The organism is Pseudovibrio sp. Alg231-02 (genome assembly GCF_900143565.1).
Taxonomy (GTDB): Bacteria; Pseudomonadota; Alphaproteobacteria; order Rhizobiales; family Stappiaceae; genus Pseudovibrio.
Genome location: NZ_FREX01000018.1, coordinates 1 through 22,657, shown reverse-complemented (window position 1 = coordinate 22,657; position 22,657 = coordinate 1). Strand labels below are relative to the sequence as shown.

Here is a 22,657-nt window from a genome sequence, read left to right as displayed (position 1 = left end):
ATGGCGAGCCTCAAGGACCTAAAAAACCGCATCGCTTCGGTCAAAGCGACGCAGAAAATCACCAAGGCCATGAAAATGGTGGCCGCGGCGAAACTGCGTCGTGCCCAGGATGCTGCAGAAGCAGGTCGTCCCTATGCTGAACGCATGGGGACAGTACTTGGCAATCTTGCAGCTGGGTTCGAAGGTCGGGATGATGCGCCGAAGCTGATGACGGGTACAGGACGGGATCAGACACATCTGCTCCTCGTCTGCACAGCAGAGCGTGGCCTCTGTGGTGGTTTCAACTCGTCGATAGCACGTCTGGCACGTGAGCACGCAGACAAACTTCTTTCCGAAGGTAAGACGGTCAAGATCGTCACCGTTGGTAAGAAGGGGCATGACGCCCTGAAGCGTGGCTACGGTCAGTACATTGTAGAGAATATCGAACTACGCGGCCTGAAATCTGTTGAATTCAGCGACACAAAGCACATCGGCGATCTCGTCATGGAAATGTTCCAGGATGAGAAATACGATGTTTGCACACTGTTTTACGCGCAGTTCCAATCGGTAATCAGTCAGGTTCCGACCGCCAAGCAGCTCATCCCAGCTCAGTTTGAAGCGAAAGATGAAGCTCAGGACGGTTCCTCTGAGGACGCGCTTTATGAATACGAACCAGGTGAACAGGAGATCCTTGAGACTCTTCTGCCACGTAACGTCGCTATTCAGATTTACAGCGCAATCCTTGAAAACGGTGCCTCCGAGCAGGGCGCGCGCATGGCCGCTATGGACAGTGCAACGCGTAATGCCGGCGAGATGATCGACAAACTGACAACGACGTACAACCGTCAGCGTCAGGCACAGATCACGACGGAACTGATTGAAATTATTGCGGGCGCGGAAGCGCTCTGACCGAGTTGAGACGAGGATTTAAGTGATGGCTGACACGAAAGTCGGACAGATCACGCAGGTAATCGGCGCTGTTGTCGACGTTCACTTTCCAGGTGAACTCCCTGCAATTCTGAACGCTCTGGAAACTGACAACGGCGGTAACCGTCTGGTTCTCGAAGTTGCTCAGCATCTGGGCGAAAATACAGTACGTACAATCTGCATGGACGCGTCCGAAGGTCTCGTTCGTGGTCAGGAAGTACGCGACACTGGCGAACCTATCGCAGTTCCTGTTGGTGACGGAACTCTGGGCCGCATCATGAACGTGATTGGTGAGCCTGTTGATGAAGCTGGTCCAATTGAACATGATGCCAAACGCGGTATCCACCAGGAAGCTCCGGCATTTGTAGAACAGTCTACAGAAGCTGAGATCCTTCCAACCGGCATTAAGGTTGTTGACCTTATCGCTCCTTACGCAAAGGGTGGTAAGATCGGCCTGTTCGGTGGTGCGGGCGTTGGTAAAACCGTTCTCATCATGGAATTGATCAACAACGTTGCTAAAGCACACGGCGGTTACTCCGTATTCGCTGGTGTTGGTGAGCGTACTCGTGAAGGTAACGACCTTTACTGGGAAATGATCGAATCCGGCGTGAACAAGGAAAAAGGCGGCGAAGGTTCTAAAGCTGCTCTTGTTTACGGTCAGATGAACGAACCTCCAGGAGCACGTGCACGTGTTGCTCTGACAGGTCTGACCATCGCGGAAGACTTCCGTGATAAAGGCCAGGACGTTCTGTTCTTCGTGGACAACATCTTCCGCTTTACGCAGGCTGGTGCTGAAGTGTCCGCACTTCTCGGCCGTATTCCTTCTGCTGTGGGCTACCAGCCTACACTTGCTACCGATATGGGCGGCATGCAGGAGCGTATTACGACCACATCTAAAGGTTCTATCACTTCCGTACAGGCCGTTTACGTTCCTGCGGATGACTTGACTGACCCTGCACCTGCTTCCACATTTGCTCACTTGGACGCGACTACGGTTCTTAACCGTGCGATCGCTGAAAAAGGCATCTATCCTGCAGTGGATCCACTGGATTCCTCCTCTCGTATGCTTGACCCGCGCATCATCGGTGACGAGCACTACGAAGTTGCGACCCAGGTCCAGGAAACACTTCAGCGCTACAAAGCACTTCAGGACATCATCGCCATCCTTGGCATGGATGAACTTTCTGAAGAAGATAAGCTGGTTGTTGCTCGCGCACGTAAGATCGAGCGCTTCATGTCCCAGCCGTTCTTTGTTGCTGAGGTCTTCACTGGTTCCCCAGGTAAGCTGGTTGCGCTCGAAGACACCATCAAAGGCTTTAAAGGCCTTGTTGCTGGTGAATACGACCACCTGCCAGAAGCTGCATTCTACATGGTTGGCTCTATGGAAGAGGCAATCGAGAAAGCGGCTAAGCTGGCTGAGGACGCTGCTTAATCTCGGTTCTTTTGAACCGGTGACTTCTTTGGGTGACGCTTTTGGCGTCACTCTTAGAAACGGATAGAGGATGAGCTAAATGGCTGAAGCATTTCAGTTTGAGCTGGTTTCACCAGAGCGCCTTCTGCTCTCGGCAAAGGTTACTGATGTAATCGTGCCAGGCACTGAAGGTGAATTTGGTGTTGGCGCTGGTCACTCGCCGTTCTTGTCAACCATGCGTCCGGGTGTTGTTAAAGCGCTCAGCGAAGATGGTTCCAAGCACGAATACTTCGTGCGGGGTGGTTTTGCTGACGTTTCCGCGTCTGGCATGACTGTTCTGGCGGAACAGGCGATCCCGATGGCCGATCTTGATGCAGGTTACATCGCACAGCAGATTCAAGATGCGAGTGAAGATGTAGCTGATGCTAAGGACGAAGATGCACGTCAGGCTGCACGGCTGGTACTTTCCCAGCTGCAAGAGCTGCAGGCAGCTATCAAAGCTTCCTGATTGCAACTTCGATGCCAAGAAAAACAAAAGCCTCGGCAGTGCCGAGGCTTTTTTGTATCTGCCTATGCAGAAAGCAGGCTCTTTAAACCGTTAGTGGGAGAAAAGAGCACAGGATGAACGAGCAGCCCAGTCGATTAGGCTGCAAGTCTCTTTTTATTTGCTGCTGCGTTTGCAGCGCGCATTTCCTCAGCACGCGCTTTGCGCTGCTCAGGTGTCTCGTAAACTATCGTGCGATGGTGGTCGCAATAAGAGCCATTTTCAGCGCGGTTCTTGCAAGGGAATGTATAGCTCCCGCTGTCACCTTCAGTCCACTTACACTGGCCCGCCTTAGGCATAACTGGTGCTTTCATTTACCTACCCTTGTTCTTTGGAGCCAGTCGATCAACACTTGCATGCACGCGGGAGGAGCGTGAATACCATGCTCGCCGTTGGATCGTTGGAACCATTTTTGATTATGGGATCACCGGAATTTTCTTTTGCTACATTAAAAGCAAACAAATTTACCGGACGGGAAAAAGATTATCTCTCCCCTTTCCAAATTGCTAGATATTTTTAGCTGTGTAAAAATGCTTACACAAGAAAATCTGGATAAAATATTTTTCTGATTTTTAATTGTGTAAGTAAAACAAATAGATAACAGAGTGGATGTGTATGCACCAATATTAACCACCACGTGAATTCTGCTGAATTGTTGTGGTTACTGCACCAAATTGATTCATCAATTGTGGCGAATTATGGTTTTTCAGAGTGCCTTCCCAGCACACCGCCGGCATTGTGAAGTGCTTCGGGATCATCCAAATCACGTCGCGCCGCTTCTCCAAGCTCCACGGTGTAAACCACCGAAGGGTTCTGCTGAATGATTGGTTTGCCGCCAATATCACCTCGCAGACTAAGGAGATCATCAAAAAACGCACGATCCCAAAGCACTGGATTGCCTCGTTTGCCATGCGTTGTGGAGACGCCGATCAGCTGATCCTGCATGGAGTCGTGATTCTCCAAAAGCTTGTTGATGTCATCCGTGGATACGAAAGGCATGTCACCGAGCAGAATGAGTGCAGCCTGTGATTGGTCGTTGACGCTCTCGATTCCCTTTTTGACGGAGGATGAAATACCTTCATCGTACTCAGCATTATGTCTGAACCGGATCGGCAACCCGGAAAGCGCCTCTTCCACCTTAGAGGCCATCGCTCCTGTGACGACAATCAGCTCATTCAACTCACTCGCAAGCGCATGCTCGGCAACGAGCCGGACGACAGGCTTCCCATCAATAAGCGCCAGCAGTTTGTTGTGGTCTCCCATGCGAGAGGAGTTACCTGCGGCAAGTAGAATACCGCTGCAGGTGGCTTTGTCAGCCTCCTCAGAGAGAGGATGGTCTCGGGGCTGAGGACGACTATGGATTTCTTTCAAAAGCCCGCCAACCCCCATCGACATGATGTCTCTGCTGGTAACGCGGATATTGGCCAGCAAGCGCTGCAGGATCCAGTCAAACCCGTTCTCTTGCGGACTACGCGCACATCCTGGCGCACCAATAACTGGGATGCCATTCAGCTCCCCAAGTACGAGCAGGTTGCCCGGATCAACCGGCATCCCAAAATGGATGAGCTCCCCACCAGCTGCTTGAAGAGCAGCAGGAATAACATCCCCTTGATCCACCACGGCTGAAGCGCCAAACACAACAATCAGATCAGCGTCCTGCACTTGCTCTGTGCCAAGCGCATTCGTGAGAGCCTCTTCTTCATGGGGCACACGCACATCCGCAGCAATCGTACTTGCTGCAATGTCCAGCCGCTCCTGCAAAACACGAAGGCTCTTTGCAATGACTGTCTCTTTCAGATGCGGAAGCGTCGTGGAAATAACTGCAACCGATTTCGGCGCATAAGCAGCCACGGAGATAGCCTCGGAAATCTTATTTGCAGCGCTCTGTGCCAGCTTCTGATCAACAGCCAACGGAATAATCTTCGCAGTCGCAAGCATGCGCCCTTCGCGAACTTCTGTGAACGGAGGCAAGCAGGCAAACGTGATGGCCGGATCAATCAGATTGGCTTCTGTCACTTTCTCAGCATCTACCTGCAAAATCCCGCTTTGCGAGGCATAAAGGTTGGACCGTCCTGTAAAGGGGGTAGAAGCAGAAACAGCTGTGCCGCAAGCATGGTTGGCCAGCAAAGCAGCGGCGTCATCTTCGTGCAGATCAGTTGCCTCAACTTGTGCAACAATAACCTCCGCAAACCCTGCTGCAATCAACTGGCTCACATCCGCATCACTGAGCTGATGTCCTTTGGAGAGGGAGAGGCCATTATGTTTGATGGAGTGGGCAAGGTAACATCCTGCACTCTCTGCGGCTGATCTGCTTCCAAATTTCACGTCAGCCCGCCTTCTTCTGGTCTGCCTTGGTCCCACGCAAGGTCACAATGATCTCTGCGAGCACGGCCACCGCAATCTCGGCTGGGTTGGCAGCGCCAATATCAAGACCGATTGGCGCTTTGATACGGGCAAGGTCCTCTTCGCTCATACCAGCCGCGAGAAAGCGCTCACAGCGCTTTGCATGTGTCTTGCGGCTTCCTAAAGCGCCAACATAAAAGCAGCCCGCTTTCAGCGCTTCCATCAGCGGCACATCATCAATTTTCGGATCGTGGGTCACCGCAGCAACGGCGGTGAAAGGATCAAGCTTCAACTGCGCCATCACATCTTGCGGCCATTCAGCCAGCAACGGCACCTCAGGGAAGCGCTCTTCAGAGGCAAACGCAGTGCGTGGATCGACTATCGTAATGTCAAACCCTGCCGTTTGCGCAATTGGAACCAGCGCCTGTGTAATGTGAACAGCGCCCACCACCACAATCCGCGTGGCCGGAACCTGCATGCTCAGGAAGTACTCTTCGCCGTCTTGCGCCTGCACCCGCCCTGATTTGCCACTGCGAACACCGTTTTCAAAAGCAACGGCAATGGCACCATCCTCTGCATCATCTCCATAAAGCATCACAGAGGACAGACCGGTTGCCAGATTAGTGAGCAGCGCTGCAGGTTGGCGTGCAGCTCTGGAAGTGTTCAGCAAGCGAACATGTCCGTGATCCGCCTCTGATGTTAGAGGCTCCAGATAAACGCCAATCTTGCCACCACAGGAAAGGCCAACGCGCCACGCAGTTTCATCGGCGACACCAAACTCAATCTTCCGCGCCTTGCCATCTTCCAGCACATCCATGGCTTCAGCAACCACTGCGCCTTCCACACAGCCGCCGGACACTGATCCCTCGAACTCTCCACTTTCATCAATGATGAGATGGCTGCCAACAGGGCGCGGCGCTGAACCCCACGTCTCAATCACCGTCGCCAGCACCAGTCTGCGCCCCTCTGATTGCCAGCGCTCAGCAACACCAAGGACGTCGAGGTTTTTGGAAAGCTCTTGAGGCAAAGTGGAAACAGACATGACAGGCTCGCAAATAAACAGGGTCCCTAAGCGTCCTCCTATGCGAAAAACCTGAGAGATCTCGCGTAGGACGATGCCCTAATAGAATGAGGAGCCTAGCCTGCTTGTTCAAGGGGATGCAACAACAGAACAGTGTTCAGTAAAACAAAAAAGCGCCGGGGCTTTCGCTCCAGCGCTCTCTTCGGGGGACTGATGATTACTATTCAGCAGCAATTTTGGTGATCGGGCCTGCATGAAGGACCAGATCATCAACGTGATCCTGGAAGATTTGGAAGTTCGCAGCGAACATGTCGACAAGCTTGCTCGCCTGCACGTCATATTCAGCCGGATTGCTCCAGGTGCTCCGTGGATCAAGGATACTGGTATCAACACCTGGCACCGCAACAGGAACCATAAAGCCGAAGTTCTCATCCTTGCGGAATTCAGCGGTGTTCAAAGAGCCGTCCAATGCAGCACGAAGCAGGGCACGGGTTTCTTTGATTGGCATACGGTGACCAACGCCATACGCACCACCGGTCCAACCGGTATTCACCAGCCAGCAATCCACGCTGTGCTCACGGATCAGATCTTTCAGCAACGCACCATATTCTGATGGATGACGCGGCATGAACGGTGCACCAAAGCAGGTGGAGAATGTTGCCTGCGGTTCAGTGACCCCACGCTCTGTGCCAGCAACTTTCGCGGTATAACCGGAAAGGAAGTGGTACATCGCCTGAGCGTCGCTGAGCTTCGCGATTGGAGGCAAAACACCAAACGCATCAGCCGTCAGCATGATGATGTTCTTAGGGTTCGGCGCGCGGCCACTTTCACTTGCATTCGGAATGAAGTGAATAGGGTAGGAGCAACGCGTGTTTTCCGTTTTGGAACCATCGTCAAAGTCTGGAACACGAGCCTCATCCAGCACAACATTCTCAAGAATGGTGCCGAAGCGCTGCGTGGTCGCAAAAATCTCTGGCTCGGCTTCTGCAGAAAGGCGAATGGTTTTTGCGTAGCAGCCACCTTCAAAGTTGAAGATGCCTTCTGGCCCCCAACCGTGCTCATCATCACCGATCAGCGTGCGGGCTGGATCAGCGGAAAGCGTGGTCTTGCCGGTGCCGGACAGGCCGAAGAAAACAGCGGCATCGTCGTTATCGCCAACATTCGCGGAGCAATGCATTGGCATCACACCGTCTTCTGGCAACATGTAGTTCAGCATGGAGAAGACGGACTTCTTCATTTCACCGGCGTAGGCAGTACCGGCGATCAGAACGATCTTGTTGGTCAGATCACAAGCAATAACCGTCTCGCTCCGGCAACCATGACGCTCTGGGTCAGCCTTGAAGCTTGGCAGATCGATGATGGTCATCTCTGATTCAAAGCTATTCAGGTCTTCGCGGGACGGGCGAAGAAGCATGTTGCGGATAAAGTGGTTATGCCATGCCAGCTCGTTATAAACGCGAACGTTCAACTGATGCGCAGGGTCAGCGCCTCCATAAAGGTCCTGTACATACAGGTCCATGCCTTCAGCGTGGGCCAGCATGTCTTGCAAAAGAACATTGAAGTTCTCCGGGCTCATCGCCCCACTGTTGTCCCACCAGATCGTATCTTCGGTCTTGGTATCACGAACAACAAACTTGTCTTTTGGAGAGCGTCCTGTGTGAGCACCTGTTTCGGCACAAAGAGCACCGCCAGCGGCGATCTGTGCTTCACCGTTCCTGATAGCATGCTCATAAAGTTCAGCTTCGGTCAGGTTCCAGTACACACTGTTGAGGCCCTTCAGTCCGAAGGTGTCACACCCAAACGCGGAATTCCGTAGTCCGAACTCGTTCATGTTCAGTAGTCCTTAATCGGCTCACTATTTAGCTTGCGTCATTCAATGGCACTGCGCCAGTGAATTTAGCGATAACGCCCCTTGGATGGGACAGTCATGCTTACAAAAGCAAGACCAGAAATCCTGCGTTTTTCTATTAAACCGATTGAAATACGACCTTTTGCTGGCATAGATTTATTTTGCTTATAAAAATAAACTCTACACAAACTTGGTTTTCACTTTTAAGCGTTTAACGATACACTTCATGAAGAACACGTGGCACTTGGCAGGCGAAACCTTGTCAAAAGTAGCGCTAAATAAGGAATTTTTCCGAGTATCTTGCTAAAACAGGGTTTTGCCTTATTTCGAGGTTAGGGATCGCGCAAGTTAATCTCAAATCCCAACTAAGTAGCGAAACGTGCAAGAGAGGAATAAGGTCTCTGATATGCCAACGATTGCTCTGGTCGATGACGACCGTAACATTTTGACATCCGTCTCAATAGCTTTGGAGGCCGAAGGATATCGGGTCCAGACCTATACAGACGGAACAGTCGCACTGGAAGGGCTCCAGGCCGACCCGCCGGATCTTGCCATCTTTGATATCAAGATGCCGCGTATGGATGGAATGGAGCTGCTGCGCCGTTTTCGCCAGATGTCCGATCTGCCTGTAATCTTCCTCACGTCTAAAGACGACGAGATTGATGAGTTGTTTGGCCTGAAAATGGGCGCTGACGACTTTATCCGTAAGCCATTCTCCCAGCGCCTGTTGGTTGAGCGTGTGAAGGCTGTTCTGCGCCGTGCTGCACCACGAGATGCCGCAAGTGCTGCGACTGAGACCTCCAAACTGCTGGAGCGTGGCAACCTTGTCATGGACAAAGAGCGTCATACCTGCACATGGCTTGCAAAGCCGGTCACGCTGACAGTGACGGAATTTCTAATTCTCTTTGCTCTCGCTCAGCGTCCGGGCGTTGTGAAAAGCCGTAATGCGCTCATGGATGCTGCCTACGATGATCAGGTCTATGTTGACGATCGCACCATCGATAGCCATATCAAGCGCCTTCGCAAGAAGTTCAAAGTGGTTGATGATGACTTTGATATGATCGAAACACTCTACGGTGTAGGTTATCGCTTCCGCGAGAACTAATCTTAAGCAGCTCGTACAGGGCTGTCTGAAGGTTGGAAAAACCTGAGAACACACGTTCCTGAGAATTCGATAAGAGCGAATGTCGGAAAATAAAGAAGAACAAAAGCGGGAAGACATCGAAGCAGACGACGCTTCTGATACTCTTGACCCGCAACATACAGGTGCGTTCCGTTGGCTGGGACGCAGGCAAGTGCGCCAACGCGTCTTTACGCGCTGGATCTCGCTCGCCGGTATCTATGCCTTTTCTTCTTTGACCCGCCGCATTCTGGTGCTCAACCTCGTCGGCCTTCTGGCGATGGTGATCTCCATTCTGTACTTGAACCAGTTTCAGGCCGGTCTGATCGATGCACGCGTTCAGTCACTGCTGGTCCAGGGTGAGATCATTGCAGGCGCCATTGCCGCGTCCACCACGAGCGATGGCGATTCTCTTATGGTTGATCCGGAGATGCTGCTGCGTCTGGAAGCTGGAGAATCCACCAGTGCTCGCTCAACGCTGGGAAGTCTGGACTTCCCGATCAACCCTGAGATTGTCGGACCTATTCTCCGGCGACTGATATCGCCCACCAAAACACGGGCCCGAATCTACGACCCTGAAGGCATGTTGATGCTGGATTCACGCCAGCTCCATGCCCAAAACCAGATTTTCCGCTTCGACCTGCCACCGCCGGACGAAAGCAAGGATCCCTTCTTCCAGAAAATGTGGGAGGAGTTGAAACTCTGGATCCGCCGTGGTGAGTACCCGCCATATAAAGAAGTCGGACGGACGGAAGGGCGCGAGTACCCTGAAGTTGAAGCTGCTTTGGCAGGTTCCCCTGCATCCGTTGTACGTGTTGGCGCAAAAGGCGAAATGGTTGTCGCCGTGGCTGTGCCAATTCAACGCTTCCGCGGTGTCCTTGGCTCTTTGCTCCTGTCAACACAAGGCGGAGACATTGATGATATCGTCGCCGCAGAGCGCAATGCGATCCTGAAGATTTTCCTCGTTGCTGCTGTTGTGGTGATGATCCTGTCTGTACTGCTTGCTGGCACCATCGCAGGGCCAGTCCGCCGCTTGTCTGAAGCGGCGCAAAAAGTGCAGTCTGCGATCAACACCCGGGAAGAAATCCCTGAGTTTGAAGATCGTTACGATGAGATTGGTCATCTGGCGCGTGCGCTGAGGAATATGACCAAGGCTCTGTATGGCCGTATGGATGCGATTGAGAGCTTTGCCGCAGATGTGGCACATGAGCTGAAAAACCCGCTGACATCCCTTCGAAGTGCCGTTGAAACCCTGCCATTGGCGAAGAACGAGCGATCACGCGAACGCTTGCTGGAAGTCATCCAGCATGATGTGAAACGCCTTGATCGCCTGATCACGGACATCTCTGAAGCATCGCGGATTGATGCGGAAATGTCTCGCGCAGAATCTCACGATGTTGATATGGCAACGCTGTTGCAGGCTGTCGTATCCATTGCCAATGAACGCGCTTGTGATGATATCGCCCATGTCGATTTGAAGTTTGAGCCATCCAAAACAGACAAGAATTTCCAGATGCACGGCAATGACCAGCGTCTCGGTCAGGTCATCAATAACCTGATCGACAATGCGCGCTCATTTGCACCAGAAGGAACTCCTGTTACAGTTACGGCGAAGCGCAAGAACAACCAGATTATCATCTGGGTCGAAGATTCTGGTCCTGGTATTAAAGAAGAACTCCGCGAACGCGTCTTTGAGCGCTTCTATACGGATAGACCGGAATATGAGGGCTTCGGAAACAACTCTGGCTTGGGTCTCTCGATCTGCCGCCAGATTATCGAAGCACACCGGGGTGAAATCTCGGTCATGAACCGAACCTCTGAGGAAGAGGGGCAAGAGCCGAAAGTGCTTGGTGCCCGGTTCGTGATCAAACTGAGGGCCAAAACAACCTCATGACGACACTGGATCAGAAGCAAAGTGTTCAGGCAGCAGAAGGTCAGGCGATACATGCGACCTGTCTGGTGGTTGGCACGAAAGGCATTCTGATCCGTGGCCCCTCTGGAACCGGCAAATCAGCGCTGGCGCTGGAATTGATACAGCGCGCGCATCTTAAAGGCAGTTTTGCAGCCCTCGTTGCTGATGATCGTGTCTACATTGCTGAGAAAAATAGTCGCTTAATAGGGTCTTGCCCAAATCCAATTAAGGGAAAGGCCGAGCTGCGAGGCTATGGCGTTGTCGATGTTCCTTACCTCGATACTGCAGTAATCCATATGGTTCTGGATCTGGAAGCCCGAGAGGAAATCGATAGATTGCCGGAGGAGCAGGTGCAGACCTGTGAACTTTGCTCAGTCAAATTAATTCGACAACAAGTACCTAAAGAAGATCATTTAGCCGCTCTTCGGCTCGCGAATGCACTTATTTTTACTAATCCAGTGCACAACTATTAGCCCTCTGTGTATGAGCATGCTGATTTTTCTTGCACTGCAGCGTGTCCTTCAACAAAGTAGGATTGGAATAACCTAAGAGTAGACACTCTGTTAGTTCGCGGGAAATATATGATTGGTCTAGTTCTTGTCACCCATGGTCGGTTGGCAGAAGAGTTCAAATCGGCTCTTGAGCATGTTGTAGGTCCACAGGACCGGGTAGCAACCATTAGCATCGGCCCAGATGACGATATGGAACAACGTCGTCAGGACATCCTGCGTTCCGTTGAAGCTGTCAACGACGGCTCTGGCGTTGTCCTTCTTACCGACATGTTTGGCGGTACGCCTTCTAATCTCGCTATTTCTGTGATGGATGGTGGTAGCGTTGAGGTCGTAGCTGGTGTAAACCTGCCGATGCTCATAAAACTGGCAAGCGTTCGAAACGAAAAATCGCTCGCCGAAGCGGTAGAAGAAGCCCGCAGTGCAGGACAGAAGTATATCTCCGTAGCTTCGCAGGTCCTGTCCGGGCAAGGCTAAGAAAATATGGATGAATGCACAGTGTTAGCTCGCGATCTGACCATCGTGAACACCCGTGGTTTGCACGCGCGCGCCTCAGCTAAGCTGGTCAAGCTGGTTGAGACTTTTGATGCCCATGTAAAAGTTTCCAAAGACGGCCAAACTGTTGGTGGAACCTCCATCATGGGATTGATGATGCTTGCAGCCAGCACAGGCTGCTCGATCCATGTTGTCGTAACCGGCAATCAGAAAGAAGAAGCCATTTCCGCAATTGCGCATTTGGTGGAAGACGGTTTCGGTGAAAGAGACTAAATAAGTCAAGCCTCTAGAGTATCTCATGAAAAAGCGGCCAGCTTCACGTTTGTTGGTGGTTGATCCTCAAGACCGAATTCTCCTCTTCAATTTCAAGTTCGATAAAGGCCCTCTCAAAGGCCAGGACTATTGGGCCACCGTTGGCGGTGGTATTGAGCCGGGTGAGAGTTTTAAAGAAGCCGCCCGCCGCGAACTTCTGGAAGAAACCGGAATCTCCGAACCTGTCGGTGAGGTGATCCATGTTGGAAGAGCGGTGTTTCAGACACCATCCGGTGAGATGGTAGATGCTGAAGAACATTTTTTCTTTGTCACCGTTTCCGACTCGAAAATCGACTATTCCAACCACACAGAGATAGAAACTCAGGTAATGAGAGAGCATCGCTGGTGGACGCGGAAAGAACTCGAGACAACATCTTTGACAGTCTTCCCTGAAAATATCCTAGAAATTCTAGAGCCTTATCTACCCAGACGCACATAAAGCATTCTGCACGCCTGCATTTGTTTGCATTTTAGGCTGATATAAAGAAACCTTTATATCTTTATTGCTTTCTGACTTCTCTGTGATGTATAACAGCATACAGTGAGCGTTCATTTTGCGAGCACTCATCAATCACGCGGGAGGGGACTATGGGCCCGGGCTTTCAGGAAGATTTAATGACTGCGTCTAACGATTACTACGTCAAAGACATCTCACTTGCAGAGTGGGGTCGTACTGAAATTGAAATTGCCGAAACCGAAATGCCAGGCCTGATGGCTTGTCGTGAGGAATATGGTGCAAGGAAACCTCTCAAAGGCGCACGCATCGCTGGTTCCCTGCACATGACCATCCAGACAGCAGTTCTGATTGAGACCCTCATTGAGTTGGGCGCAGAAGTTCGCTGGGCATCTTGTAACATCTTCTCCACGCAGGATCAGGCTGCAGCCGCAATCGCAGCAGCTGGTATTCCGGTGTTCGCTGAAAAAGGCGAAACCCTTGATGAATACTGGACCTATGCGGACAAAATCTTCGATTGGGGCGACGGCCAAACCGCAAACCTCATTCTGGATGATGGCGGCGACGCAACTCTGATGATTCTTCTCGGCGCAAAAGCAGAGAAAGACCCATCCGTCCTCGACAATCCGTCTAATGAAGAGGAAACCGCTCTCTTCGCAGCGATCAAGCGTCGCCTCGAAAAAGACCCGGGCTTCTACTCTAAAGTTAAGGGCAACATCCAGGGCGTCTCCGAAGAGACAACCACGGGTGTTATGCGCCTTTACGAAATGCAGAGGAAGGGCGATCTACCATTCCCTGCAATCAACGTGAACGACTCTGTCACCAAGTCCAAGTTCGACAACCGCTATGGCTGCCGTGAATCTCTCGTAGATGGTATCCGCCGTGGTACTGATGTCATGATGGCTGGTAAAGTTGCTGTTGTCGCTGGTTACGGCGACGTTGGCAAAGGCTCTGCGCAGTCTCTGGAAGGCGCTGGTGCCCGTGTGATCGTGACTGAGATCGATCCGATCTGTGCGCTTCAGGCTGCGATGGATGGCTATGAAGTGAAGACGATGGAGCAGGCCATCGGTGAAGGCGATATCTTCGTCACCACCACCGGCAACAAAGACGTCATCACAGCTGACCACATGCGCGACATGAAAGACATGGCGATCGTCTGCAACATTGGTCACTTCGACAACGAGATTCAGGTTGCTGCACTGCGTAACTACAAATGGCGCAATGTGAAGCCACAGGTCGACCTGATCGAGTATCCAGATGGCAAGCGTCTGATCCTTCTCTCCGAAGGCCGTCTGGTTAACCTTGGCAATGCGACAGGTCATCCATCCTTTGTGATGTCCGCCAGCTTCACCAACCAGGTTCTGGCGCAGATGGAGCTGCATACCAAAGGCGATGACTACAAAAACGAAGTCTACGTGCTGCCGAAGCATCTGGATGAGAAAGTTGCGCGCCTGCATCTTAAGAAGCTCGGCGCAACCCTGTCTGAACTGACGGACGATCAGGCCAACTACCTTGGTCTCGACAAATCCGGTCCGTTCAAGGCAGAGCACTACAAGTACTGATACGCGTCCGTCGCAATTGCTGTTAACGCTAAGGGACTTAGCGTTAACAGCTCCATGAATTCTACTAGGCCCAATAAACACACTTTCAATATATTGGGGGTGCGCTTGTTGGGCTTACTACAGATTGTAGTGGATGATTATTTCGCCCACAGAATTTGTTTACTTTTTGTAAAGATCCTCTTCTTCCCAAAAATCAATCAGGTTATGTTGATTGTCGAATCAGTCGTTAAGTTAGGCAGTTGAGCGACTTATTCGCGATTCGTGACACCAATGCGGCGTGTGATGCGAATCTGAGGCGGCGAAGAAAGGGGCACAACATGCCAGCATCCTGGCATAAACACGCGCGTGTTAACGTGCTGTGGCGTAGAAGGTTTAGACTCGTTCTGAACCTGATGGGCGTTGCTGTGTTTGCTCTCCTGGGTGCTGCTGGTTTCTCTCAGGCTATGGATATTCTGCCAGCTCTTTCAGGTAGTTCAGTTGACGCCTTCAAGGTTGTCTGGGTCGCGGCAACGGCCGGCATCGCCTTGTACGCAGTCGCAGCCTCCGTTGTGCTTGTCCGCATCCGCAGGAATGACTCTTTGTCCATCCTGCAATTGCGTCAGGACCGAGCCGATGCGATGGCGCGCATTGACCGCCTAGAAAGCTTGCTGGAAACAGAAGACAGTCTCCTTTTAGTCTGGGATGGTGAGGCCAAACATCCCGGTGTTGCCGGACATCTACCTGAAAACCTTGAACTCGCAGGCGGCCTTTCGCAGCTCGTCGAGTTCGAGACATGGTTGGACGTCAAATCCGCCGAGGCCCTGCGCGCTTTTCTGGAGCATTTGCGCGGCCACGGCGAAGTCTTCCGGTTAACCTTAACGACCACCGACGGGGTCTATCTGGAAGCATCCGGCCATACCGCAGGTGGACTGGCAGTCCTGCGCCTGCGTGATCTGACCGGAGACCGTCAGCTCAGCGCCCGCCTTGCTGAGCAAAACAAAGAACTGCGCGAGCAGATCTCCTCGCTTCATAGCCTGTTAGACGCATTGCCGGGGCCTGCATGGCAACGCGACAACCATGGCCAGCTTGTCTGGGTCAACTCAGCCTATGTGGATGCTGTCGAGGCCGAAAGCACCCGCACTGTGGTTGATGAGCAGATTGAGCTGCTGGAAGCAAAAGGCCGCAACAAACTCAACATGATGCGCCAGACCGACGGTGTCTATCATTCGCCAATGCCGGTTGTGGCTGCGGGTGAACGGCGTGTCTTTGAGTTGACTGACGTGAATTCTGAGCATGGCAATGCCGGTCTTGCTCAGGATATTTCCGAGCTTGAACGTGTACAGGGACAGCTTCGCCGCACACTAGAGTCCCATACGCGTACGCTCGATCAACTTCAAACTCCTGTAGCCGTGTTTGGTGCTGATCATCGTCTCCAGTTCTATAATGCAGCCTATCGCTCCCTATGGGATATTGATCAGAGCTTTCTGGAGACCAAGCCGGAAGAAGGTGAGCTGCTCGACGCCCTGCGCGCAGCTCGTAAACTGCCAGAGCAGGCTGACTATCGTGGTTGGAGAACCAAGCATCTGGAATGCTACCACGCCTTGGATGCACAGGCGTATTGGTGGCATTTGCCAGATGGACGGACACTCCGCGTGATCGCCAGCCCGCATCCGCAAGGTGGTGTGACGTACTTCTACGAGAACGTGACCGAGCAGCTGGATCTGGAAAGCCGCTTCAACGCACTGACCCGGGTACAGCGGGAAACGCTTGACCACCTGACAGAAGCTGTCGCCGTGTTCGGCTCCAACGGACGCATGCGCCTGTCCAACCCGGCCTTTGCTGAGGTCTGGGGCCTGTCTCAGGAGTTCCTCGAAGGTGATCCACACGTCAACGACCTGCTGGACACCTGCAAGGAGCTGATGGGCGAATCCGACCGTTGGCAAGAGCTTGCCCGTGGCGTAACAGGCCTGTCCGACAACCGCACCAGCGTTTCTGGTCGCATGGAGCGGGTCGACGGGTCTGTCATCGACTACGTCACCGTACCGCTGCCAGATGGAGGCACGCTGCTCACCTTCGTGAACGTCACTGATACGGTCAACGTGGAACGTGCCCTCCACGCCACCAATGATGCGCTTCAGGAAGCTGATCAGCTCAAGAACGCCTTCATTCAGCACGTGTCCTACGAGCTGCGATCCCCGCTAACCACCATCATCGGCTTTGCGCAGTTGTTGGGTGATGCCAAGTTTGGTGATCTGTCTCCGAAGCAAGAAGAGTACACCGACTACATTCTGTCCTCTTCGTCTGCTCTGCTGCACATCATCAACGACATCCTTGATCTGGCAACTGTCGATGCCGGTATCATGGAGCTCGAAATCTCCGAGGTCGATGTTGCGCAGACGGTATCTGAGGCTGTCGAAGGCCTGAAAGATCGCCTGGTCGAATCCGACATCACGCTCCGCACCCACATGCCTGAGGGCATAGGCCATCTCAAAGCAGATGAACGGCGACTGCGTCAGGTTCTCTTCAACCTGCTGTCCAACGCGATCAGCTACTCCGACAAGGGCGGCTTGGTAGACATCAGCTGCCAGCGTGATGAAAACGAAATCCGCTTCCGCATCAAAGATCATGGTGCAGGCATCCCTCAGGAGATGCTGGACCAGGTCTTCTCGCGCTTTGTAGGCCGCGGGGCTGGTGGAAACCGTCAGGGCGTTGGCCTTGGCCTCTCGATCGTGAAGAGCTTTGTCGAGCTGCACGGCGGTACAGTCGATATTTCCTCCGCCGAAGGGCAGGGCACCACAGTGGATTGCACCTTCCCGCTTGAGCCGCATGTCCATTCGCTGGAAGCGGCGGAATAACTCATCCTTCAGTTTTCGGTCAGATAAATGCCTCTGGGGCTTGAGTTCCTTTGCTGGTTTTGGCAAGTGCTTACTCTTGAAGAATTCCGGGGGCGTCGTGTGTCGTTAAATGAACGCGGCCTGCTCTAATAGATTGGTACGTATCCTTGGTAAGTAAGTTCAGTCTTGCTTTGAGGGTACGCTTGGAAAGTATAGATTAGAGCATTCTGCGTGAGCGCGACTATGTGCAGCTGCTCTTGAGGCGAATTGTATGAAGGTACTTCTCGACAATCAGAGAGCAACTGAGCTCTTTGCTGCGGATTTGGCTGAGCTGCTGAAAGAGGGAGACGTACTTGCTCTTTCCGGAGATCTTGGCACAGGCAAATCCACCTTGAGCAGAGCACTGCTGCGCCATCTGGCAGCTGACCCTCATCTGGAAGTCCCAAGCCCCACCTTCACGCTCGTTCAAACCTACGACCTGCCAAGAATGTCCGTCGCTCATCTCGACCTCTACCGCATTGAAGAACCGGAAGAGCTGGAAGAGCTTGGGCTCGACGAATATCTGGAAACCGGTGTCGCGCTGATTGAATGGCCAGAGATGGGAGACCCATCCTACTGGCCGGAAGCGCTGGACCTGAAACTGACAGAAGGCACCGAGCCAGACACCCGCGAGATCACCCTCACAGCCAACTGCGAAAGCTGGCAGAACCGCCTTGATCGCCTCGCTGCCCGCCGCGCTCTGCTGCAAAAATCCGGCTGGATTGATGCCGGGCGTGAGCATGTGCAGGGCGATGCCTCCATGCGGACCTATTTTCGACTTCACAAAAACGGTGAGACAGTCGTCTTTATGGATAGTCCGCCAACTGGGCCAGAGCCGCGTCTGCCCACTGGCAAAACCTACGGCGAAACCGTACATCGCGCCAGGGACGTTACTGCCTTCTTCGCCGTCGGCAACGCCTTGGCGGATCATGGGTTCCGCGTACCAAAACGACTGGCCGCCGACCCGGAAAACGGATTGGCGCTGCTGGAGGATTTCGGCGACCAGATCATCACCGAAAACGGTGAGGCGGTCAAAGAGCGCTACGAGCTGGCCATTGACGACATTGCCCGGCTTCACAGCTGCGACTGGCAAACAGGATTGCAGGCGGATGGCAAACCCCATCAGCTGAAGCCTTGCGATTTCGAAGTGCTGATCACGGAGGCAGACCTCTACCTCCAATGGTATCTGCCTTACGCCAGTGGAGCACCAGCAACAGAACAGCAAGGCCGCGGCTATGTTGAAGCGTGGCAAGAGCTGCTGGAGCCAGTCCTCCAGGGCGAGCTAACTCTGCTTTTACGGGATTACCACAGCCCGAATATCATGTGGTTGCCAGAAGCATCAGGTCTCAATAAGCTGGGTCTTATTGACTACCAAGATGCAATGATGGGCCCCGCGGCCTATGATGTTGCCTCGCTCGTGTACGATGCACGCGTGGATATGCCAGCCGACCTGCAGGAGCATTTGCTGCAGAGATATTGCGACTTGGCAAGAAAACATAAACCCATTTTTGATGAAATGGCGTTTCGGAATGCTGTTGCTGTGTTGGCGTTGCAGCGCAATGCCAAGATCCTTGGCGCGTTTGTACGTCTTGATAAGCAGCTCGGAAAACCTAAATACATGGAGATGCTTCCTCGCATCCGCAATTACGTGCGGCAGTGCTTTGCACAATTAGGGGAAGTAAAACTCAAACCCATGTTCACTGTCATACTCTCGTCAAATGAGACGAGCCAAAGTGGCGACTGAAACAAGAGAACAAAACGACAGAGACAACGAGATGCCTAAAGAAATTTCCTTCCACCCTAAATCGGCAATGGTTTTGTCCGCAGGGCTGGGTAAACGTATGCGGCCCCTGACGGCGACAACCCCAAAACCTCTCATCGAGGTGGACGGTAAGTCAATGTTCGCGCGCGCAGCAACACGTTTGAAGGATGCTGGCCTCGAAACCTGCGTTGTCAACGTGCATTACCTTGCCGACCTTGTAGAGGCCCATGCCCGCAGGTTTGAAGGCTTGGATGTCAAGATCTCAGATGAACGCGAAGAGCTTTTGGATACCGGTGGCGGCATAAAAAAAGCCCTGCCAATTCTGGGCACCGATCCGTTCATCCTGAAAAACTCCGACAGCTTCTGGCTGGAAGGGGTAAAGCCGAACCTGGATCTCCTCGTAGAAACCTGGGATGACCATCAGATGGATATGCTGATGCTGCTCGCACCAGCCGTCAATGCGGTTGGTTATGACGGCAAAGGCGACTTCCTGATGGACGATGAAGGCAAGCTGGAACGCCGCGATGAGCGTTCTGTGGCACCTTTCATCTATTCCGGTACCGCGATGATCCATCCACGGCTGTTCAAGGATACGCCGGAAGGCCCATTCTCCCTCAATCTGCTGTTCGACAAAGCGATTGAAAATGGCCGCCTCTTCGGTGTCGAAGGCGATGGCCTTTGGCTGCACGTTGGAACGCCCCAAGGCCTCGATGACGCCGAACGCGCCATCGCCAACAGCGCAAACTAATCTAAAAAATAGGACAGGCCCGCCAAATTGTGCGGGCCACCTCAGCCAACCTCCCCCTTAGCTGATGCGCCAATACTCAATGCATTTGGGTAACTTCCACAAACATCTGGGCTCTGGATACCGGATCACCTCTCCGCTCGTCCGGCATGACGGCAGAGGATAAATCGTGGGACTGAGTGATTTCCATTCAGAAAATGCACCCTCTATGACGTCATCCCGGCCCCCGATGTACATACCGGAGACATAGGTTACAGGTGTTCGGAGAGATGGTTGACACATTAACATGGCATTCAGGGAGGGACCGGGATGCCTTGGCAAGAGTGTTCAACAATGAAACTTCGAGAAGAGTTTGTCCGACTTGCAGATCAGGACAATGCTAATTGGCGTGCCTTGTGTCGCCGGTTCGGTATCAGCCCACAAACAGGCTATAAATGGCTGAGGCGGTGGCGTGCGGGAGAAGACTTGAATGATCTCTCCCGCCGGCCCAAAACATCTCCTAGACGTTCACCACAGGAGGTGGAGCAGAGGATTTTATCAGTGCGTGATACTTACCCGGCTTGGGGTGCTCGAAAGATCCGCGCTTATCTGCAGCATAAAGGCATTACAATTCCAGCAAGCTCCACGGTGCACGCCATTCTACAGCGCCATGACCGTATTGAACCGAAATCAACCCCAAGGTCCCCGGATTGGCAGCGATTTGAAGCTCCTCTTCCTAATCAACTCTGGCAAATGGATTTTAAAGGTTGGATCAGGCTGGAAGATAACACTCGTTGCCATCCTCTCACGGTTGTCGACGACCACTCCCGGTTTGCGACCTGCCTTAAGGCTTGCCCAGACCAACGCACCAATACAGTTAAAACGGCTTTAGAAGAGAGCTTTAAGCTCTACGGCTTGCCGAGAGCCTTTCTGGTTGACAACGGTTCCCCATGGGGGACAGCTCTTACCGATCAGCGTTGGACACCATTGCGGATCTGGTTGGCTCATCTTGGTGTCCGCCTGATCCATGCCAGACCTTTTCATCCTCAAACCAAAGGCAAGAATGAGCGGTTTAACCGAACCCTGAAAGAGGAGGTTCTGGCATACAGAACATTTCGCAGTCACCGCACTATGCAATCGGCCTTTGATCAATGGAGGCGGATTTATAATTTCCATCGCCCGCATGAAGCACTTGGATTAGCGCCACCTATCAGCCGCTATACAATCTCACAGCATATCTTTCCCAAACACCTTCCAGATATCAGCTATCCCAAAGGAACAATGGTCCGAAAGGTACCCAGAACAAGAGCGGAAATCAGCTTTAAAGGCAGGCTCTGGTATGTCCCCAAATGCTTCCGTGGCTACACTCTCGCCATACGTCCCTCAGACAAACCTGAGATCTTCAACGTGTGTTTCGCCGCTAACACTGTCGCAAAAATCGACTTAACATCATAACATGACCGTCACCCATGTCCCCGAACAAACGTCAACCATCTCTCCGGGACAAACAACTTCGCCCGGGATGACACCGGGGGGAGCCGACTGGCTGAAGAGCAAGAAGCCCGCCCACCATTGTCTTTCCAGCCCCCGAGCCCGGACCTATACGATAATTGCTGCATAGCGCTAGCCTAGCGTTTGCCGTCAGGCACTCATGGGTCCCGGGTCTCCGCTACGCTCCGCCCGGGATGACAGTGGGGGAAGCAAATTGGTTAAAGAGTAAGCCCACTTATCTGCGGGCACATGAAAATCAGCCGAAAACTACGCCCACCGCCTTCTCTTCACGCAATCACCCTCCCTCGTCATCCCGGACAAGCAACGCGCAGATCAGGGATCCAGAGCCACACCCATCAACGCATCTAAAAACACACACGAAGATGCTGGCCTGCGGGCACACTTCGCCCGGCCGCAGACCAGCAGGACACCCATGAAGGGCTGTGCAAGGGTGGTCGAGGCCAGCCCTTGGAGTGCCGTTCACAGTGATCTAATCAAGAGACACAGTTTTAGAATTGACCAATGTTGGAGAGGCGACGCTGCGTGTCGCGTGACCGGAAAATCCTTTAGGGAAGAACGTGCCGGATAACGCATCAGTTAAAGTTCCGCAGGTCTTATCAAGTGCCTCTAGGCGGTCAGATAATGCATGGTGCAAAGTGAAGAGAACGTCACGCTCACTGCTGTTCTTCATTCGCTCGCTCAGCACCAGATGCTGCATATAAGCAAGGTTCTGAAGATCAGAAACAGCAAAGTTCACGTCGTCAATTTCATTTTGAAGAGTATTTGTGGCGCCACAGGCGCATGCAGTGTCGTCCATAATCAAAGCCCTCACGTGGTTGGCTGTTGAATGAACCGCACGACATTGGGCTTTCGAAGGCCCGCTGGCGAGCGGGAGGTTCGAAACCTGACCACGGCAGGCGAGTTTATTCCCTCCCGAAGGAAGTATTGTATTCACCGCCCTCCCGCTCATATCAAAGGGTTTGCGCCTTTGGAAAAAGGCACAAAAAATCCGCTAGTTACGGGAGCGGGTACCGCGTGGAAAGAGGTTTCGAAGCCTCACATATGAATGTGGAATGCAACCGCCCACCTGTCAACGAAGAGTTGCAGCCGGGAAAAAGGTGTTGCTGCGGGGTTACGCCGGGTGAATGGACAAAAGGGCAATTATTGCCAATAGCCACTTGTGGTGGCTTATGTTGGTTACTGGGAACTCTTTAAAAAATTAGGCTGGAAAATGAGAAGTRAGCTGCCAACACAAGGTTGGCAGCAAAAATTTTGGTTTACTACGCTAGTAGGTCCATAGCTTCAGTTGTTGCTGTAGCTGCGGCTGACAAGTTGTACAGATCTGCACCAGAGAACTGATCTGTAGAAAATCCATCCAACACAGCAAAAG

General features: G+C 52.7%; 18 protein-coding genes and 1 pseudogene. 14 read left to right on the top strand and 5 right to left on the bottom strand.

The features are described from left to right. The 3 genes from DHN43_RS26165 (at position 1) to DHN43_RS26155 (ending at position 2,825) form a co-directional block, all read left to right on the top strand. Positions 1-888, top strand: a complete 888-nt coding sequence (locus tag DHN43_RS26165; RefSeq protein ID WP_057462967.1) for a F0F1 ATP synthase subunit gamma — start codon at positions 1-3, stop codon at positions 886-888. A gap of 25 nt (positions 889-913) precedes the next feature. Then, a complete protein-coding gene (gene atpD, locus DHN43_RS26160; protein ID WP_057462966.1) occupies positions 914-2,338 on the top strand; it encodes a F0F1 ATP synthase subunit beta in 1,425 nt (474 codons plus the stop codon). Positions 2,339-2,417: 79 nt separating this feature from the next. Then, positions 2,418-2,825 carry a F0F1 ATP synthase subunit epsilon gene (locus DHN43_RS26155; RefSeq protein ID WP_057462965.1) on the top strand — a complete coding sequence of 136 codons (408 nt, stop codon included), beginning with the start codon at positions 2,418-2,420 and terminating at the stop codon, positions 2,823-2,825. Positions 2,826-2,959: 134 nt separating this feature from the next. Here DHN43_RS26155 and DHN43_RS26150 read toward each other — a convergent pair whose 3' ends face one another. The 4 genes from DHN43_RS26150 to DHN43_RS26135 all read right to left on the bottom strand — a co-directional run bounded on the left by DHN43_RS26150 (position 2,960) and on the right by DHN43_RS26135 (position 8,056). Further along, complete coding sequence (locus DHN43_RS26150) at positions 2,960-3,175, bottom strand: hypothetical protein (protein ID WP_057462964.1); 216 nt, start codon at positions 3,173-3,175, stop codon at positions 2,960-2,962. 382 nt (positions 3,176-3,557) lie between these two features. Continuing rightward, positions 3,558-5,186 (bottom strand): NTP transferase domain-containing protein, encoded by a 1,629-nt coding sequence (locus tag DHN43_RS26145; protein WP_108820609.1) that lies wholly within the window; start codon positions 5,184-5,186, stop codon positions 3,558-3,560. A 1-nt stretch (position 5,187) separates the two neighbouring features. Beyond that, positions 5,188-6,246 (bottom strand): XdhC family protein, encoded by a 1,059-nt coding sequence (locus tag DHN43_RS26140; protein ID WP_108820608.1) that lies wholly within the window; start codon positions 6,244-6,246, stop codon positions 5,188-5,190. A 199-nt stretch (positions 6,247-6,445) separates the two neighbouring features. Continuing rightward, positions 6,446-8,056: a phosphoenolpyruvate carboxykinase gene (locus tag DHN43_RS26135; RefSeq protein WP_108820607.1), complete on the bottom strand. Its 1,611-nt coding sequence runs from the start codon at positions 8,054-8,056 to the stop codon at positions 6,446-6,448. A gap of 424 nt (positions 8,057-8,480) precedes the next feature. On the opposite strand from DHN43_RS26135, the gene DHN43_RS26130 reads away from it, so the two are divergent. From DHN43_RS26130 to DHN43_RS26075, 11 genes and pseudogenes are all read left to right on the top strand, one after another. After that, complete coding sequence (locus DHN43_RS26130) at positions 8,481-9,179, top strand: response regulator transcription factor (RefSeq protein WP_037036395.1); 699 nt, start codon at positions 8,481-8,483, stop codon at positions 9,177-9,179. Between the two features lie 79 nt (positions 9,180-9,258). Continuing rightward, entirely contained in the window at positions 9,259-11,088 is a 1,830-nt protein-coding gene (locus tag DHN43_RS26125; RefSeq protein ID WP_093516617.1) for a sensor histidine kinase, read from the top strand. Continuing rightward, a complete protein-coding gene (locus tag DHN43_RS26120) occupies positions 11,085-11,579 on the top strand; it encodes an HPr kinase/phosphorylase (protein WP_108820606.1) in 495 nt (164 codons plus the stop codon). Before DHN43_RS26125 ends, DHN43_RS26120 begins: the two co-directional genes overlap by 4 nt. Positions 11,580-11,687: 108 nt before the next feature. Beyond that, positions 11,688-12,092, top strand: coding sequence for a PTS sugar transporter subunit IIA (locus tag DHN43_RS26115; RefSeq protein ID WP_057462958.1), 405 nt, complete (start codon positions 11,688-11,690; stop codon positions 12,090-12,092). Between the two features lie 6 nt (positions 12,093-12,098). Then, a complete protein-coding gene (locus DHN43_RS26110; protein ID WP_057462957.1) occupies positions 12,099-12,383 on the top strand; it encodes an HPr family phosphocarrier protein in 285 nt (94 codons plus the stop codon). A 25-nt stretch (positions 12,384-12,408) separates the two neighbouring features. Further along, the gene (locus tag DHN43_RS26105) at positions 12,409-12,861 is read left to right on the top strand and encodes an NUDIX hydrolase (protein WP_108820605.1); all 453 of its coding nucleotides are present in this window, start codon (positions 12,409-12,411) and stop codon (positions 12,859-12,861) included. A gap of 176 nt (positions 12,862-13,037) precedes the next feature. Beyond that, a complete protein-coding gene (ahcY, locus tag DHN43_RS26100) occupies positions 13,038-14,438 on the top strand; it encodes an adenosylhomocysteinase (protein ID WP_208995639.1) in 1,401 nt (466 codons plus the stop codon). A gap of 317 nt (positions 14,439-14,755) precedes the next feature. After that, entirely contained in the window at positions 14,756-17,272 is a 2,517-nt protein-coding gene (locus tag DHN43_RS26090) for a PAS domain-containing sensor histidine kinase (RefSeq protein WP_208995638.1), read from the top strand. Positions 17,273-17,522: 250 nt separating this feature from the next. Next, positions 17,523-19,034: a tRNA (adenosine(37)-N6)-threonylcarbamoyltransferase complex ATPase subunit type 1 TsaE gene (gene tsaE, locus DHN43_RS26085; protein WP_108820602.1), complete on the top strand. Its 1,512-nt coding sequence runs from the start codon at positions 17,523-17,525 to the stop codon at positions 19,032-19,034. 31 nt (positions 19,035-19,065) lie between these two features. After that, entirely contained in the window at positions 19,066-19,800 is a 735-nt protein-coding gene (locus DHN43_RS26080; protein ID WP_108820625.1) for a nucleotidyltransferase family protein, read from the top strand. 306 nt (positions 19,801-20,106) lie between these two features. Then, positions 20,107-21,280, top strand: a pseudogene (locus DHN43_RS26075) (IS481 family transposase); the annotation flags it as partial. Between the two features lie 477 nt (positions 21,281-21,757). Here the strand turns inward: DHN43_RS26075 and DHN43_RS26070 are convergent. Continuing rightward, positions 21,758-22,084, bottom strand: coding sequence for a hypothetical protein (locus DHN43_RS26070; RefSeq protein WP_108819871.1), 327 nt, complete (start codon positions 22,082-22,084; stop codon positions 21,758-21,760). Positions 22,085-22,657: the final 573 nt, after the last annotated feature.

What these genes read in the sequence shown, in the direction of transcription:
- atpD (WP_057462966.1), top strand. Translation starts at nt 914, where the DNA reads ATGGCTGACACGAAAGTCGGACAGATCACGCAGGTAATCGGCGCTGTT.
- DHN43_RS26110 (WP_057462957.1), top strand. Translation starts at nt 12,099, where the DNA reads ATGGATGAATGCACAGTGTTAGCTCGCGATCTGACCATCGTGAACACC.
- DHN43_RS26115 (WP_057462958.1), top strand. Translation starts at nt 11,688, where the DNA reads ATGATTGGTCTAGTTCTTGTCACCCATGGTCGGTTGGCAGAAGAGTTC.
- tsaE (WP_108820602.1), top strand. Translation starts at nt 17,523, where the DNA reads ATGAAGGTACTTCTCGACAATCAGAGAGCAACTGAGCTCTTTGCTGCG.
- DHN43_RS26080 (WP_108820625.1), top strand. Translation starts at nt 19,066, where the DNA reads ATGCCTAAAGAAATTTCCTTCCACCCTAAATCGGCAATGGTTTTGTCC.
- DHN43_RS26140 (WP_108820608.1), bottom strand. Translation starts at nt 6,246, where the DNA reads ATGTCTGTTTCCACTTTGCCTCAAGAGCTTTCCAAAAACCTCGACGTC.
- DHN43_RS26070 (WP_108819871.1), bottom strand. Translation starts at nt 22,084, where the DNA reads ATGGACGACACTGCATGCGCCTGTGGCGCCACAAATACTCTTCAAAAT.
- ahcY (WP_208995639.1), top strand. Translation starts at nt 13,038, where the DNA reads ATGACTGCGTCTAACGATTACTACGTCAAAGACATCTCACTTGCAGAG.
- DHN43_RS26120 (WP_108820606.1), top strand. Translation starts at nt 11,085, where the DNA reads ATGACGACACTGGATCAGAAGCAAAGTGTTCAGGCAGCAGAAGGTCAG.
- DHN43_RS26135 (WP_108820607.1), bottom strand. Translation starts at nt 8,056, where the DNA reads ATGAACGAGTTCGGACTACGGAATTCCGCGTTTGGGTGTGACACCTTC.
- DHN43_RS26090 (WP_208995638.1), top strand. Translation starts at nt 14,756, where the DNA reads ATGCCAGCATCCTGGCATAAACACGCGCGTGTTAACGTGCTGTGGCGT.
- DHN43_RS26130 (WP_037036395.1), top strand. Translation starts at nt 8,481, where the DNA reads ATGCCAACGATTGCTCTGGTCGATGACGACCGTAACATTTTGACATCC.
- DHN43_RS26155 (WP_057462965.1), top strand. Translation starts at nt 2,418, where the DNA reads ATGGCTGAAGCATTTCAGTTTGAGCTGGTTTCACCAGAGCGCCTTCTG.
- DHN43_RS26125 (WP_093516617.1), top strand. Translation starts at nt 9,259, where the DNA reads ATGTCGGAAAATAAAGAAGAACAAAAGCGGGAAGACATCGAAGCAGAC.
- DHN43_RS26105 (WP_108820605.1), top strand. Translation starts at nt 12,409, where the DNA reads ATGAAAAAGCGGCCAGCTTCACGTTTGTTGGTGGTTGATCCTCAAGAC.
- DHN43_RS26165 (WP_057462967.1), top strand. Translation starts at nt 1, where the DNA reads ATGGCGAGCCTCAAGGACCTAAAAAACCGCATCGCTTCGGTCAAAGCG.
- DHN43_RS26150 (WP_057462964.1), bottom strand. Translation starts at nt 3,175, where the DNA reads ATGAAAGCACCAGTTATGCCTAAGGCGGGCCAGTGTAAGTGGACTGAA.